12 protein-coding genes and 1 riboswitch are annotated in these 15,142 nt (G+C 69.5%); of the genes, 3 read left to right on the forward strand and 9 right to left on the reverse strand.

All coding sequences use genetic code 11. The annotated features are described in order from the left end of the window. Positions 1–43: 43 nt before the first annotated feature. A riboswitch (guanidine-I (ykkC/yxkD leader) is annotated at positions 44–154 on the reverse strand. Positions 155–605: 451 nt separating this feature from the next. The 5 genes from AC2YHB_RS24265 to AC2YHB_RS24285 all read right to left on the reverse strand — a co-directional run bounded on the left by AC2YHB_RS24265 (position 606) and on the right by AC2YHB_RS24285 (position 7,407). Continuing rightward, a complete protein-coding gene (locus tag AC2YHB_RS24265; RefSeq protein ID WP_179648358.1) occupies positions 606–1,838 on the reverse strand; it encodes a sugar ABC transporter substrate-binding protein in 1,233 nt (410 codons plus the stop codon). 44 nt (positions 1,839–1,882) lie between these two features. Beyond that, on the reverse strand, positions 1,883–2,902 hold the full coding sequence (locus tag AC2YHB_RS24270) for an ABC transporter permease (protein ID WP_179648359.1): 1,020 nt from the start codon (positions 2,900–2,902) through the stop codon (positions 1,883–1,885). Positions 2,903–2,910: 8 nt separating this feature from the next. After that, a complete protein-coding gene (locus AC2YHB_RS24275; protein WP_179648360.1) occupies positions 2,911–4,350 on the reverse strand; it encodes a sugar ABC transporter ATP-binding protein in 1,440 nt (479 codons plus the stop codon). A 79-nt stretch (positions 4,351–4,429) separates the two neighbouring features. Beyond that, positions 4,430–6,637, reverse strand: a complete 2,208-nt coding sequence (locus AC2YHB_RS24280; RefSeq protein WP_179648361.1) for a N,N-dimethylformamidase beta subunit family domain-containing protein — start codon at positions 6,635–6,637, stop codon at positions 4,430–4,432. 17 nt (positions 6,638–6,654) lie between these two features. Continuing rightward, positions 6,655–7,407, reverse strand: coding sequence for an SDR family NAD(P)-dependent oxidoreductase (locus tag AC2YHB_RS24285; protein ID WP_179648362.1), 753 nt, complete (start codon positions 7,405–7,407; stop codon positions 6,655–6,657). A 191-nt stretch (positions 7,408–7,598) separates the two neighbouring features. On the opposite strand from AC2YHB_RS24285, the gene AC2YHB_RS24290 reads away from it, so the two are divergent. Further along, entirely contained in the window at positions 7,599–8,309 is a 711-nt protein-coding gene (locus AC2YHB_RS24290) for a response regulator transcription factor (protein ID WP_179648363.1), read from the forward strand. On the opposite strand, the gene AC2YHB_RS24295 is transcribed toward AC2YHB_RS24290, so the two are convergent. Beyond that, positions 8,273–9,313 (reverse strand): hypothetical protein, encoded by a 1,041-nt coding sequence (locus AC2YHB_RS24295; protein ID WP_487354763.1) that lies wholly within the window; start codon positions 9,311–9,313, stop codon positions 8,273–8,275. The two genes, AC2YHB_RS24290 and AC2YHB_RS24295, sit on opposite strands and share 37 nt — an antisense overlap. Beyond that, positions 9,313–10,725, reverse strand: coding sequence for a glutamine synthetase family protein (locus AC2YHB_RS24300; protein WP_179648365.1), 1,413 nt, complete (start codon positions 10,723–10,725; stop codon positions 9,313–9,315). The genes AC2YHB_RS24295 and AC2YHB_RS24300 overlap by 1 nt, the downstream gene beginning before the upstream one ends. Before the next feature lie 193 nt (positions 10,726–10,918). Here AC2YHB_RS24300 and AC2YHB_RS24305 point away from each other — a divergent pair, with 193 nt between their 5' ends. Continuing rightward, positions 10,919–11,653: a FadR/GntR family transcriptional regulator gene (locus AC2YHB_RS24305; protein ID WP_179648366.1), complete on the forward strand. Its 735-nt coding sequence runs from the start codon at positions 10,919–10,921 to the stop codon at positions 11,651–11,653. 181 nt (positions 11,654–11,834) lie between these two features. After that, positions 11,835–13,286: an APC family permease gene (locus AC2YHB_RS24310; protein ID WP_179648367.1), complete on the forward strand. Its 1,452-nt coding sequence runs from the start codon at positions 11,835–11,837 to the stop codon at positions 13,284–13,286. Between the two features lie 79 nt (positions 13,287–13,365). On the opposite strand, the gene AC2YHB_RS24315 is transcribed toward AC2YHB_RS24310, so the two are convergent. Both AC2YHB_RS24315 and glsA read right to left on the reverse strand, forming a co-directional pair. Further along, positions 13,366–14,112, reverse strand: coding sequence for a gamma-glutamyl-gamma-aminobutyrate hydrolase family protein (locus AC2YHB_RS24315; RefSeq protein ID WP_179648368.1), 747 nt, complete (start codon positions 14,110–14,112; stop codon positions 13,366–13,368). A gap of 24 nt (positions 14,113–14,136) precedes the next feature. Continuing rightward, complete coding sequence (gene glsA, locus AC2YHB_RS24320; RefSeq protein WP_179648369.1) at positions 14,137–15,081, reverse strand: glutaminase A; 945 nt, start codon at positions 15,079–15,081, stop codon at positions 14,137–14,139. Positions 15,082–15,142: the final 61 nt, after the last annotated feature.

A 15,142-nucleotide genomic window follows, 5' to 3' on the forward strand; every position in this document is an offset into this window, starting at 1 on the left:
GAGCTGTGAGCCCGGAATGCGCAGGGGCAACCCGGGGCCTGAGGCCTCCCGGGTTTTTGTCCCGCCGTGGAACGGAGCGTGCTGCCGGTGCTCCGCCTCCCCTCTCGGACCAGACCTCCCGACGAGCGGGAACGGAACCCTAGGGGCGCCCCACCTGTCGATCGGTGGGTCGGGAACAGTCAAGGCGGCGGATGTTTCCGCGGGTCGGGTCCGTCCGTGAACGATGTGTTACGGATGGCCCGGCCCACCGACCGGGCACCCGATCCCGGAAGTGACGAAAGCGCCTGTGGGAATTCGAGCCCCAAACCTTCTGATCCGTCGTCAGACGGCTTTCGCGCTGGCAGGCGGCAGCGAGGCGTGCGGCTGAGCGAAAATCAAGGTGCTTCGTCGTCGATCGGCGCTCTCTGGCGTACTCAACTGTCACCAAGGTGTCCCCAAGACCCAGGCCTCGGGGAGCCTCCACGACGCTCCAGCGAAACCTCGTGCGTTATTCGGCAGCGAGACACGTACGGCTACATCCGCCGCATCCGATACGCCGGGTTCTGATCCCATGTCGCAGCCGGCCGCGGCACTCGGGCCGCGGCCGACCAAGGTGAAGGAAGGTCTCAGCGAAGGTCTTTGACGTTCCCGAAGAGCTGAAGCACGCCGGTATCGGCGAGGTAGTCGTTGCCGACTTCTCTGGTACCGAAGACGGTCTCGCCATCGGCGACGGGGACCAGGGGCGGGAGCTGGTACGCGTCCGGGTCACCGTCGCGGTAGTAGTCGGTCATCGGCGCCACGATGGAGTCCTCGATCGCGAAGTCCTTGGTGAGGACCGCCTCGGGCGCGAGCGTCTGGAACGGCAGGTCCACGCCGTCCTCGATAGCAGCCGCCATGGCCATCAGGTACTGGCCCCAGTGCCCGATGAACATATCGCCCTGCGCGACCCAGCTCGGGTTCGTCCGCAGCTGGTCGAGCGCCTCGGGAGAGCCGCCGAGCCCGGCGGTCAGGGTCTGGCCTCCTCGACCGGCTTGGTCCACTGCCTGCCAGGCGCCGAGGGTGGAATCGTCCGCGACGGAGTAGACCACCAGGTTGCGATCGGCAGGGATTCCCGACAGGGCACGCCGCACGGCGTCGTACGACGGCGCCCGCTGTGCCTGTCCGTCCACCTGGACCATCGAGTCACCCAGGATCGAAGTGGTCGTCGTCAGCTCGTCGATCTCGTCGATCACCTGGAGACCCGGGATCCACGTGGCGATCTCGCGGTAGAAGTACGCGTTGCAGTTGTTGATCTGCTCGCCGAAGCTCGCCGCATTGACCAGGAGCACGGTCGTGTCGTCACCCGTCCACCCCCTCTCCTTCGCGACCGTGCCGACGGCCTTCGCGGTGTCGGTGCACAACTCGGGGTTGCTGAGGTTGAACCACTGGCAGTAGTCCTTGCCGGGCGTGTTGACCGCGATGCACGGGATGTCGGCTCGCTGGTAGATCCGCTCGATCGAGGCGTACACACCCTCGATGGGGTTGTACGACAGCACGAAGTCGGGTTTCGCCTGGCCGATCAGAGTGGCGTTCTGCGACACGGTCGCCGCGTCGAGCTTGTTGTCGTACGTCTCGAGCTCGACGCCCGTCTCTTCAGCCGCCGTCTTCACGCCATCCCGCATCGTGACGTACAGCGGCGCAGCATCCGTCGCGTTCGTGTAGGCCATCGTGCGGCCAGCCAGCGGTCCGTCACCCGAGCCCTCGCCGCTGCCGCCCGAGCTGCTGCAGCCGGTGAGCGTCAGGGCGACGACGACCGCGACCGAGGTCAGGGGGTGTCGCCACCCGCGGGCAGCGCCCGGACTACCGATACGCAGTTCCATGCTTCCTCCAGGGTTGTACCGACGACACGGTGCCGACGGGGGTCTCATCGGGCTGATCGGTCGATCACGCCGCGCAGTCGGCTGAAGCCGACGGCCGCCAGCAGCACGGCGCCCGTGGCGATCTGCTGGTAGAAGGTCGAGACGTGCAGCAGGGTCAGTCCGTTGGCCAAGGTGCCGAGCACCAGGACACCTGCCGCAGTGCCCAGCGCGCCACCGGCGCCGCCGAGCAAGGACCCACCACCGAGCACTACCGCCGCGACCGACAGGAGCGCGGCGTCCTTGCCGAGGTTGCCGTCACCGGCGAGCAGCTGGCTGGCGAGGATCACGCCGCCCAGTGCGGCGAAGGCGCCGCTGGCGACGTACGTGCTGACGGCGAGGGCATCGGTGCGCATGCCGGCGAGACGTGCTGCTTCGCGGTTGCCGCCGATCGCGTAGAGCGACCGCCCGTAGACGGTGAACCGGAGCACCAGGGCAAGGGCGACGGCAGCCAGCGCGAAGAGCCAGACCTGGTTGGGCAGCCAGAACAGATCGGTCTCGGCCATGAAACCGGCAGCCATGTCGTCGATCGGCACGCTCTGCCCGCTGACGAGGGAGAAGGCGATGCCACCGGAGACGGACAGCGTGCCCAGGGTCGTGATCAGCGGGTTGATGCCGCCCTTGGTGACGATCAGGCCGTTGACGACGCCTACGGCGGCGCCGGTTGCCAGTGCGATGACGAGCGCCAGCATGATCGGCCGCCCGTCATTCACCTGTTGGGCATAGACGACCGCGGCCAGTGGTGCCACACCTGCAACGGAGAGGTCAAAGCCGCCGGCGATGATCACCATGGTCTGGCCGAGCGACACGACGCCGATGAAGGCGACGCTGGTCAGGATCCCGACGAGGTTGTCGTCGGTCAGGAAACGAGGCGTCGACACAGAGAACACGACGACCAACGCGAGCAGGAAGCCGGCGATGCCAAGAGACTGAACGGCGCCCTGACGCAGGGACGCTGCCCTGCTGCCGCCTGGCGCGTCGGTTCTGGCATGGCCGGCGATCGCACGTTGCTGGGTCTCGATGGTCATGTCTGCTCCTAAGCGGCCGCGTGGTGCACGGCGTTGTCCTGGGTGATGGCGTCGCCGACGAGCTCGGCGACGACCCGGCCGTCGCGGATCACGACCACCCGGTCACTGACATCGACGACCTCTTCCACGTCCGAGGTCACGACGAGCACTGCGGTGCCGGCATCGGACAGTGCGCGCAACGCCTCGTGGATCTCGTGGCGGGCGCCGACGTCGACCCCCCGGGTCGGCTCGTGGGCCACCAGCACCCGGGGATCGGCGGCGAGCCGGCTGGTGAGCAGGATCTTCTGCTGGTTCCCGCCCGAGAGCTGGCCCACCGGCTGGCCGAGGGAGGCGTGCCGAAGCCGGAACCGGCCGGCGTAGGAGCGGGCGACAGCGGACTCGGCCTCCGCTCGCAGCACACCCCAGCGGGTGATCCGGCGCAGCACGAGCATGGCGGCTGACGTCCGGATGGGCTGGCCGAGCACCAGCCCGTCGCGCTTGCGATCGGCGGGAACGTAGGAGATGCCGGCCAGGATGGCCGCGCCGGGGCTCGTCAGGACTGCGGGAGGCCGGTCGTCGATCGTCACGGTGCCCCGGACGTCCCGACGGCGGCCGCCGAGTGTCTCCGCGAGCAGGCCAGCGCCCGAGCCACGGATGCCGTAGACCCCCAGCACCTCTCCCTGACGGACCTGCAGCGTGACGTCCACCAGTCCCGGCCTGCCCGGCACCGACCAGTCCGCGACGTCGAGGACCACCGGCCCCGCCGTCGGCCTGGAGCGGGCGGGTCCGGCCGGAGCACCACGGGATCCGATCATGTGCGCGATGAGGCCGGACGGGGTGGTGGAGGACGGCAGAGCGGAAAGGACTCGGCTGCCGTCGCGGAAGACGTCGAGGCGATCCGCGAATCGAGTCACCTGCTCGAGGTGGTGGGAGATCACCACGATGCCGATGCCCTGCGCCCGCTGCGCGTCGAGGACGCGATAGAGCCGCGTCGCCTCGTCCTCGGTCAGCGCGGCGGTGGGCTCGTCGAGGATCAGCACTCGCGAGTCGCGGCCGAGTGCCTTGACGATCTCGACGACCTGCTGGTCGGACACGCCGAGCCGTGCCATCGGCGCCGAGGGCTCGACCCAGAGCCCGAGTCTTCGCATCAGATCCGCGGCCGCCGCCTCAATTCCCTGCGTCGAGGTCAGGCCGTACCGTCCCGGGAGCCGGTTGAGCATGATGTTCTCGGCAACGGTCAGCTGCGGTACCTGGGCCAGCTCCTGCGGGATCAGGGCGATCCCCCGTCGCAGCGCGTCACGCGGCGAGCCAAGCGTGACCCCGTCGCCCGCCACGGTGATCGTTCCGGCGTCAGGACGCAGGGCGCCGGTGAGGATCCTGGCGAGGGTCGACTTGCCCGCGCCGTTCTCACCGAGGACGGCAACCGCCTCGCCCGCCGCCACGGCGAAGTCCGTCGGGGCGAGTGCCACGTTGGCGCCGTACCGCTTCGTGACGCCGCTGGCAACGAGCAGGTCAGGCGCTTCGGGGCACGTGTTCCGCTGACCCATCTCAGGCCTCGCGACGGGCGACGAACGCACGGATCACGTTCTCGGTCATCCGGGAGACGCCGTTGCGACCGTCGTGGTGCAGCAGGGCGCCGGACCATGCGATGGATCCGGTCGAGAAGACCTCTCCTCCGCCCGGGGTGCGGAAGTAGACGATGTCGGCACGGACCTCGGGATCCTGCTGACCGCCTCCGTGGTCGGGCAGGTTCATCGCGATCTCCTCGACGACCCGCTGGTAGAAGTTGGTGTGATCGCGCGACGAGGCCAGCACCACCGCGTCGGGGGGTGTGCCCAGCGCTACGTCGGCGCGGTCGATCTCGTCGCCCGCGGCTCCGCCCATGACCGCGCCATAGGCACCGATCGGGTCCTCGTCGACTCCGGCCATGATCCAGGCGTGCTCGGGGTCCTTCGCAGCATCGGACGGGTAGTAGGGCTCCGAGCGTCCCCAGCCCTGGGCGGCAAATCCCACGCCGGCCAGCTGTTGCGGTGCCCGGCCGCGGTGGCGCCAGAGCCCACCGGGGAGCCCGGTGGACATGAGGGCGACCTCTCCCGGCAGCGACTCCCAGCACCGCACCCCCGCCTGGCCGCGCCGGATCTCGACCACCAGCGGTGCATCGGACAGGACGCCGGTCACCCAGTACCAGCCGTTGCCGCCGAGGTAGAGCAGGCCACCACCGCCGCCGCGGTAGTCGGTCAACGCGTCCAGCATCTCCTCCGACGTGTACTCCGGGTGTGAGCCGGAGATCACGGCGGCGTACGGACGCAGGTAGTCCGCGCCGCGGAGGTGGATCTCGTGGTCGGTGGCGAAGTCGGCGTCGATGCCTCGTCGCGCGAGCCACTCGACGAGGTACATGTCAGAGGAGAAGGCGCGACCTGCACCGACGATCCACATCCGGTAGCCACGGCGCATGTTGACGATCTGTCGCCGGGCGGCGGACAGCATCACCCCGCTTCCGTCGGGGTGGTGGTCGTACATGGACAGGCCGTACGACGGATCGCCCACGTGAGCGAGGTCCTCGTCGGCGACGACGACTTCCTGGTCGGTCATGGCGGAGGCGTCGAGGCCGTTGAACAGCGCCTCGTTGGCGTAGGCCAGGTAGGTGAAGGTCGGCAGGACCACCAGCACCTTCTGGCGCGGGTCGTCCTGCTTCGGCACGACCGTGATCGGGACGACGTCCTCGCCGTCCTCGTTGCTGACGACGACGCCGTACACGCCGCTGGACAGGTCCGCGGGCAGGGGTGCTGCCACCACCGGGGCCCAGCGGGCGTCGACGAGGTCGGTCGCGTGGAAGTGTGCGGCGGCGTACTGGTCGGGCACCCTCGTGAAGTCGAGGCAGCGACCCGTGAAGGTCCGGCCCGTGACCGCCCGGGCGGGACCGTTGACCAGCCTGCCTGCGGGTTGGCCGGGCGCGAGCGGGCGGGCCTCGGCCGGGTCGTCGCCGTGCTGGAAGGCAAGGTCCCAGCCGGCGACGAGGTCGAGGGTAGCCACGTCCCGTCGGCCGGCAGCGACGTCCTCCAGGTCGGACTCGGTCAGAGCGGCCGCGCACACGAACGGCCGCTCGATCTTGCCGGTGAACAGCTCGTCGGCGAGCCCGCACGTACCTTGATCGACCACCTCGACCGCGCGCCCCGACCGGCCTGCGACAGTGATGTGTCGCGTCAGGTCGACCGGGCGGCCGGCACGACCTGTGCGCGCGACGGCTGCCGCGCCGCGGAGGGAGTCGACCGGCACCACGACCACCGTCGCCGTCGCCCCGTCGACCATGCCCGCGACGAGGTGCCACTGGTGGTTCTCGAGGCGCCGGCCGGTGGCGACCAGGGTTACGTCGCCGTCGACCAGCGCCGGCTCGCCGTCGATCAACTGAAGCGCGAGGCCGTCCGCCAGGGCAACCAGGGTCTGGACGGGCTGCGCCGCGACGTTGCCAGACCACACGAACGCGCCCAATGTCGTCGCCGGCGCGTTGGCACGGGCGAGGGACCCCGGGGCGCCGTGCAGGAACGAGCCCACGCACGTCGGCTGGTCCGAAGCGTCGTACCTGCCGGCGGCGGACCACGACACCGCCTGGTCGAGCGACCTGTCGTTCGCCGACGAGCTCCGCAGCCGGACGAGGCGGACGTCGACCGGACCAGCGGCCTGGACGTGGACGCTGAGCAGGTCGCCGCGCTCGTAGGAGAGGCGGTCGGTGTAGGCGCGGACATCGGGGTTGCGCATGGGATCTCCTCGGAGGGTCAGATCGGGCCGGCGGCGAGGTAGCCGCCGTCGACGGGGAGGTTCACGCCGTGCACGTAGTCGGCCATCGGCGATGAGAGGAACAGGACCGCGTCGGCGATCTCAGCGGGTGCCGCCCACCGGCGGACCGGAACGGCGGCGGCGATGGTCGCTTTCGTCTGCTCGTCGTAGAGGTCGGCGAGCTCGGTGCTGGTGAAGCCGGGAAGCACCGCGTTGACGTTGACGCCACGCGGGGCGCAGTCGAGCGCCATCTGGCGGACCAGGTTGACCCACAGCCCCTTCGACGCGCAGTACGCGGAGAAGCCGGCGTTGCCGACCATGCCAGAGACCGAGCCGATCACCACCACCTTGCCGGTGCCACGCGTCAGCATGTGGCGCACCGACGCACGGGTGCACGCGAAGATCCCGTCGACGTTGACGTCCATGTGGCGGCGCCACAGGTCGTCCTCGCACGCGTCAACCGGCGCGGCCTCGATCACGGCGGCGCTGAGGACTGCGATGTCCACCGCGCCCATTGCCTCCAGTTCGCCGAAGACTCGCGGGACGTCCGCGGTCCTGGAGATGTCGAGCGCCCGGTGGCTGATGCGCGCGGCCACCTCGGAGGAGCCTTCGAAGGCGAGGGGCTCGTCGCGCCGCGAGAGCGTGACCACCTCGGCACCTGCCTCGGCCAGCGCCCAGGCACTGGCACGACCGATGCCGGTCGCTCCTCCGACCACGATCGCGCGCTTCCCGGTGAGATCTATCGTCCGCACAGCGGTGTCCTCTCGCTACTTCCAGGTCGTTGTTGCGGACCCGGCATCCGTGAGCGGCGAGCGTAGGAACACGGAGGGGAGCGGCGACATCGGCCGAAGTACGTAACTCGCTCCAGGACGAGTCAGGCCGAAGGCAAAATCGTCACCGAAAGGACTAACGGTTGAAACATTGGCCCTATAGACTGAGTGACGTGGATCACTCCTGTCACGAGTTCCTCGCCGATGCGCTCGAGACACGCGCAACAACGCGTTGCCGCTTGCTGGCCGAGTCGCTCGTCCACCGCACGGGTGCCGACGCCGTCGGGCTGATGGGCATCTCTCCGGAAGACGGAACGCACGTCCCGGTCCTGAACGTGGGCTACGACCCGACCACCTTCGAGCAGCACGCCAGCGCGCGCTACACCCGACACACCCCCGGGGTGCAACAGATCCTGGCGCGCGCGGGGCGCATCCACTCGTGGGAGGACATCCCCGGCTTTCGTGAGTCCTACCAGGCGCAGGCGGTCTACCAGCCGGCCGGCTTCCACAACGGCATATCGGTCGCGCTCGCCACCGCGGAGCAGACCGTGGTGGGGATGCTGCATGTCAGCACCCGGCGCGACCACATGGACAGCGACGCCCTCGAGCTCGTCGAGCGCGCACGCCCGGTCCTCACGGAATGGGTGGACACGATGACGCGTTTCCAGCTCGCCCGGCTCAGCCGCCGACAGTTCGAGATCCTCGCCCGGATGCGAGACGGCATGTCGAACGCAGAGATCGCCGCCGATCTCGTGATCGCTCCCCGCACCGTGACCACACACATCGAGCACATCCTGCGCCGGCTCGGGGCGACCAACCGCACCCAGGCCGCCGTATGGGCGGAGCGTTACGGCCTGCGCTGGTCCGCGTCCGGCTCGGGCTGACCAGGCGCCCCCGGCGGCGGGGTCGCACCCACGTCGGACCAGGCCTGGGCAGGGATGAGCGCAGGGTCCTTGTAGATCGACCACCGGCACCGTTCGCGTCCCGTCCCTTCAGCACTGGCGCGCACCGGCGGCTCGATGACCCTCAGCGGAATGCCGATCCGTTCGATCGGTGCACGCTGCTGAAGCTGGCAGCAGTGCACGCAGTAGAGACAGACGCCGCGAGTGCGCCACGCCCAGTCGTGCTCGCCGTCGGTGAACTCGCGCTCGTCGCGGCCAGTGTCACCCGCCTCCCGGTAGGTACGTCCTCCCGATCCGCAGGGAGCGAACTCGAGCACCCAGCGGTCGGGCTCCTCCCTGACCGCGAAGGAGCCGTCGCGCTCGGGTCCGGTGAGGTGACCGCGGACGGCCTCGAAGATGTCCAGGGCGAGTCGCTCGACCGACCGGGACCACGGGTGCACCGTGAGGTCGTACCGGTCCGCGATCGCGTCGTAGTAGTGACCGAGCAGCGCGTCCCAGAGGGCGCCGACGGACTGCTCGCCGAGATGACGAGAGCCGAGGGCGAGCAGGCCGGCGATTTGGTCGGTCGCGGGGTCGTGCACGGTCAGCCACGTCGAGCGGGCGCGTTCGAGCAAGCGTCCGGCGTCACCCGGCCGCACGCTCGCAACCGCGACGACCTCGTCGACCATGGCCCGGAATTCCGCCCAGCCTTGGTGCAACGCGTCCGCGACCGCCTGGGCTGTCACCCGCGCCGGGCTGAGATCGACCCCGGGCACGCCGCGATCGTCGAGCAGCTCGGGGAGCTGGACCAGCCACAGCGCATAGAGGTCGTACGCCTCCTGTGCCTCTTGCGCGGTCATCCGTGCCAGCGCGATGGCATCGCCGATGCGGTGCTCGCGCAGCGCCTCACCGGCCAGTGCGTACGACGAGCGCCCCTGCCCGAGCCAGGGATCGGCCCGTACGTCATGGCCCAGCAGGTCGCTGTGCCGGGTGACGGCTTCCGTCATCAGGCGCGCTCGAAGAACCGGCGCTTCTCCCAGTCCGTGACGGTCTCGGTCAGGAAGGCGAGCTCCTCGTCGCGCCCGAGATCCAGCAGGTGCTGGTGGACGTCGGCGCCCAGGCCCGACCTCAGGCTCTCGCTGGTAGCGAACAGCTCGATGGCGGCAGGCAGCGAGGTGGCCAGCGTGGGCACGTCGTCGCGGTAGTACATGTTCCCGGTCTCGACCGGCGGCATGGCCAGCCCGGCCTCGATCCCGTTCGCGCCGGAGGCCGCCATGGCGCCCAGCGCGACGTACGGGTTCACGTCCGCCCCCGGGACTCGGTTCTCGACCCGGCGCGTGGAGCCCTCGCCGACGAGGCGCAGGGAGCAGGTGCGGTTGTCGTCGCCGACCGCGATCACCGTCGGCGCGAAGGAGTGCGCTTGGAAGCGGCGGTAGGAGTTGAGCGTCGGGGCGTACATCAGCGTCGCTCCGGCCATCCCCTCGGCAACGCCGGCGACGTAGCCGTCAAAGGCCCGCTGATCACCGATCGGCGTCGTGCCGGTCACGTCCCAGAGGCTCGTGTGGATGTGACAGGAGCTGCCGTCGCCGTCGATGGCCCACTTCGCCATGAAGGTCGCCGAGACGCCCATCCGGGCGGCGATGCTCTTCACGCCGAACTTGTAGAGGAAGTGCCGGTCGGCCATCTCGAGGGCGCCTGCGTGGCGGAGGTTGATCTCCTGCTGACCGTAGCCGTACTCGTGGGCGTAGCCCTCGGTCTCGACGCCCGCGAGGTCCATCTGGCGGATCACCTCGTTGACGAACGGCTCGGCCTTGATCGCCGCGACGGCGTCGTACGCCGCGTGGTAGCGGCTCGCCGCCGTCAAGCCCTTGTGGTCGGCATTCCACGCCGCCTCGTACGACTCGTCGAACAGGTAGAACTCGAGCTCGGTCGCGGCCTGGATCGTGACACCCAGGCTCTCGAGCCGCTCCAGCTGCCGCTTCAGGATCTGGCGCGGAGCGAAGGCCAGCGGGGCACCGTCGGGCGCGAAGGGGTCACAGATGACGACCGGGGTCGTCGGCAGCCACGGCAACCGGCGGATGGTGGTCATGTCGGGGACGAGCGGGACGTCCGGAACGCCCGCGCCCATGCCGCCGATGTGGTCGAGCCCGGAGCGGACGATCTGCTCGATGTCGATGCCCCACAGCATGAGCGGCACCTTGAACGCGCCCACCTCGTCGTAGTCCTTGAGGAAGCGCTGGGTCGGAACCCGCTCGGCCAGGCAGCGCCCGCTGTTGTCGGGCGTGATCAGCATGATCCCGTCGACCAGCCCCGCGCTCGCCTCGGCACGGAGCTGGTCCAGCGACATCGGGCCGTAGCTCAGTCCGTCGGGACCAGGGATGGCCACCGAGCCGGCGAACGACGAAGACGTAAGGGTCATGACAGCTCCTCAGGAGGTTCCGGACCCGCTTGTTTGGTCCAGCAAGTAGACCTAAACGGTAGGTCGCTCGGCGCGGACTGTCAACGAGTCGACGTGACTTCCGTCAAAAAAGGCTGACTGGAACACTCATTAGACCTAATATGTCTCCACCCGCCGCACGCCGATGCGAACGGGCAGCTACCGGAGGCCGCTCATGACGGAACACCGCCCCCTCGCCCCGGTCCGTCAGGTCGCCGCTCACGAGCTGGTGGTGGACCAGCTGCGACGCTCGTTGAACCAGGGACAGTTCCGGCCCGGCGACAGGTTGCCGTCCGAGCGCGAGCTCGCCGAGATGCTGCAGGTCTCACGGACCACCGTGCGGTCAGCGGCAGCGGTGCTCGAGAGCGAGGGCCGGCTGTCGGTGCGCCGCGGGCGCGGCGGCGGCTTCACCGTTCTAGAGCCGGACCACGACTCGCCCGCCACGCGGCGAGAGATCCGCGCCAACCGACGTGCGATTCGCGACCTGTTCGACCTGCGCCTCGTCGTCGAGACCGGTGCCGTCGCCCTCGCCGCCCTGCGCCGCACCGACGAGGAGCTCATCGCGCTCGAGCACCGCCTCGGGCGGATGCAGCAGGTCATCCGCGAAGAGCGACGGCGACCCAGCACCTCCCTGGTCCGTGAGTTCCAGGCCTTGGACAACGGGTTCCACCTCGCGCTGGCGAGTTGCTCGCGCAACGAGCACCTCGTCGAGCAGGTGGCCGCTGCCCGTCAGGCCATGTGGACACCGGTGGGATCGGTCTTTCGTCACCTCGAGAGCAACGCGAACGACCTGCACGCCGACATCCTCGACGCGGTCCGCGCCGGCGAGAGTGACGCCGCGGCGGCACTGATGTCCGAGCACATCACGGCCACCCGGACCACGCTGGAATCGTGGCTCGATCGCACTTGACACAGATCACAAAAGGTCAGAAGATCAAACCAATAGAGCAATACATGGTATCCGCCGCTCGCCCGCACCGGGGAGCTTCAGCCGAACCGCGCTCACTTCCGGCACCTTACGCCGCTCGGGCGGTCCGCAGCGATCCCATCCACCCCGCTCCCCACGGAGCAGGAGCAAGGAGCACAGCGACATGTCCGCAACGAGAGAACCCCAGACCGGCCTGGACGGATCCGCCGACCGGGCCGCACTGTTGCATCGTGGCCTCGGCGTCGGCTCGATCGTCTTCATGGTCGTCGCCGCCGTGGCCCCCCTCGGGGCCGCTTGCGCGGTGATCCCGCTCGTGTTCGCACTCAGCGGCAACCCGACCGCACCGCTCTACTTCATCGGGGCTGCCGCGGTCCTCAGTGTGTTCGCCGTCGGCTTCACCCTGATGAGCCGGCACGTGCGCAACGCCGGCGCCTTCTACTCCTACGTGCAGGCGGGACTCGGAAAGGTCGCTGGAGCCGGTACGGCATCGCTGGCGCTGGCGTCGTACGTCGTCCTCCTGATCGCGCTGTATGCACTCCTCGGTGCGTCGGCTGCCGCAGCCCTCGACCAGTACCTGGGCGTCGATGTCGCCTGGTGGCTGTGCTCCTTCGCCTTCTTAGCGATCATCTCCTTGCTCGGCTACCGCGACATCGAGGTCAGCGCCAAGGTCCTCGGCGTCGCCCTGGTGCTGGAGGCACTCGTGGTGCTGGTGATCGACCTGGCGGTCCTGCTGCGCGGCGGCAACGACGGGATCTCCGCCGAGCCGCTGAACCCGAGCCACCTCCTCGACGGCGCCCCCGGGCTCGGACTGATGTTCGCCTTCTTCGCCTTTGTCGGCTTCGAGGCGACCGCTGTGTTCCGCAGCGAGGCCAAGGACCCCGAACGCACGATCCCCCGGGCGACGTACGTCGCGATCGCGATCATCGGCAGCCTCTACGCCTTCACGTCCTTCGCCATGGCGAACGGACTCGGCGCCGACCAGGCCGCGACGGCGGCCGGAGCCGACCCGGCGAACGTCATGCAAGGGCTGGCCCAGCGCTACGCCGGAGGCGTCGTCGAGGACGCCGTGATCCTGCTGCTGGTCACCAGCGTCTTCGCCTGCTGCCTGTCCTTCCACAACGTGGTCTCCCGGTACCAGTTCAACCTGGCCAATGGTCGGGTCCTGCCTGCCGCCCTGGGGGAGGTCCACCCGACGCACCGCGCACCTTCGCGTTCGTCCGTCGTCGTCACCGGGTTGTCCGCGACCATCCTCGCCGCGCTCACGGTGGCCGGCCTCGAGCCGGTACTCGAGATCTACACCTGGCTCTCGGGGGCCGCGACCCTCGGCATCCTGGTGCTCATGCTCCTGACCAGTGTCGCGGTGGTCGCCTTCCACCAGCGCGGCAACGGCTCCGACCCGGTCTGGAACTCGGTGATCGCTCCGGTCCTGGCGTTCATCGCGCTGGCGTTCGTGACCTACAAGGTGCTCGACAGCCTGGATCTGCTCGTCGGGGGACAGACCGCGGCGAACTGGGTCTGCATCGGCCTGGCGGCATCCTTCGCCGTCGGTGCCGGCACGACCGCGTTCGCCCGGATCACCTCCCCCGAGCTGTACGACGAGATCCTGGAGGACTGAGCACCTCAGGAAAGAAGGGCCGGGAAGCGACGAGGCTGCCCGGCCCTTCGCGTTGCGTTCGGCATGTGATCGCCCTGGCTCAGGCCGGGGCCGCGGACCTGACCTGCACCCCGCACTCCTCAACGAAGCCGACGAGCAGGTCGAGCGACGAGGGCTCGTTGGGCCACAGGATCTCGGGGTGCCACTGCACTCCGACGAGCCGCCGCTCGGGGAGCTGCACGGCTTCGACCAGCCCGTCGGGGGCGTGCGCCACGGCGGTGAGACCTGGCGCGAGATCCCTTATCCCTTGATGGTGCTCGCTGTTGACGGCGATCGTGCCGGCGTCGCCCAGCCACGCTGCCAGGAGCGTGCCGGGTTCCACCTCCACGTCGTGGCAGACCCGGTCGAGCACCTCCTCCCCCGCGCGGTGCGCGATCGGCCCGGGCCGGTCGCGCGCCAGATCTGCGTAGAGGGTCCCGCCGAGAACCACGTTGACGAACTGGAGGCCGCGGCAGATCGCGAGCACCGGGATCCCGGAGGCGAACGCCGCATCGAGGGCACTTCGCTCGGCGACGTCACGCGCGTGGTTCACACCCCGGAGGAGCTCGTCATCGGTCGCACCTCCGTACAGCGCCGGGTCGACGTCACCACCGCCGCTGACGACCAGGCCATCGAGGCGACGCACCAGGCCATCGATCCTGGGCTGCTCGACAGCGCAGTCGATCCCGACAGGAGTGGCACCAGCCGCCACGAAGCCGTGGAAGAGACTGCGCCACAGGGCGAAGTCCTCCAGGTCCTGCGACGAGTAGGTGATGCCGACGACCGGGCGATCGAGGTAGGCGTTCAAGGGATTCCTCCTGGTGGTGCGGGACTAGAAGACGGACCAGCCGGAGGTCCGGGAGAACTGCTCGATCGCCGCAACACCACCGACGGAGTTGCCCTCGCGATCGAGCGGCGGGCTCCAGGCGCACACGGTCCCGACGCCGGGAAGTACGGCGAGAACGCCACCGCCGACTCCGCTCTTTGCGGGCAGGCCCACCCGGTAGGCGATGTCCCCGGCGGCGCCGTACATCCCGGCGGTCAGCAGCACCGCATTGATGCGTCGCACGTTGTCCGAGTCCAGGACCCGTCCGTGCAGCCTGCGATCCACGAGGAACCGGCCGGCCCTGGCCACGCCGAGTGCCGAGCCGGTGATCGCGCACTGCGCGTAGTAGTGGGCGAGCACGTCGTCGACGTCATTGAGAAGACGACCATGCTCGGCCAGCACGTGGGCGAGGGCGCGGTTGCGGTGGTCGGCCCCCGCCTCTGAGGCCGAGACAGCGGCGTCGGACGCCACCGCCGGATCGCCGGCGAGGTCCCGCACCAGCTCGGCGACCGTCTCCACTGCCGAACCGGTGTGGTGCAGCAGGCGGTCGGTGACGATGAGCGCGCCAGCGTTGACGAACGGATTCCGCGGTCGGCCCGCTGAACGCTCCAGCTCCGCGACCGAGCCGTACCCCAGCTCCGTGGGCGCCCAGCCGACGTGCGCCCAGGCCTCCGGCTCGACGCGCAACAGCGCGACGAGAGCAAAGAGTTTGGTGAGACTCTGCAGCGAGAACTGGACGACACAATCGCCGACACCCAGCTCGGCGCCGTCGACGGTGGTCACGGACAGCCCGAAGGATGCGGGGTCGACCGCCGCCAGGGCTGGGATCTTCGACGTGACCTCACCGGCGTGCGCAGCACTCCTGCCGTGGTCGATCGCCGCCCGGGCGTGCGCCAGCAGCTGGTCGGGGTGGGAGGAACGCGGGCTGAGCACCCCGACCCGGCGCGTCATGACTGGTCCCGGCACGCCGTCTCCTTCGCTCGATTGGCCGTAGCCTACGAAACATTCAAAG

This window comes from Nocardioides sp. SRI_004 (assembly GCF_057586415.1).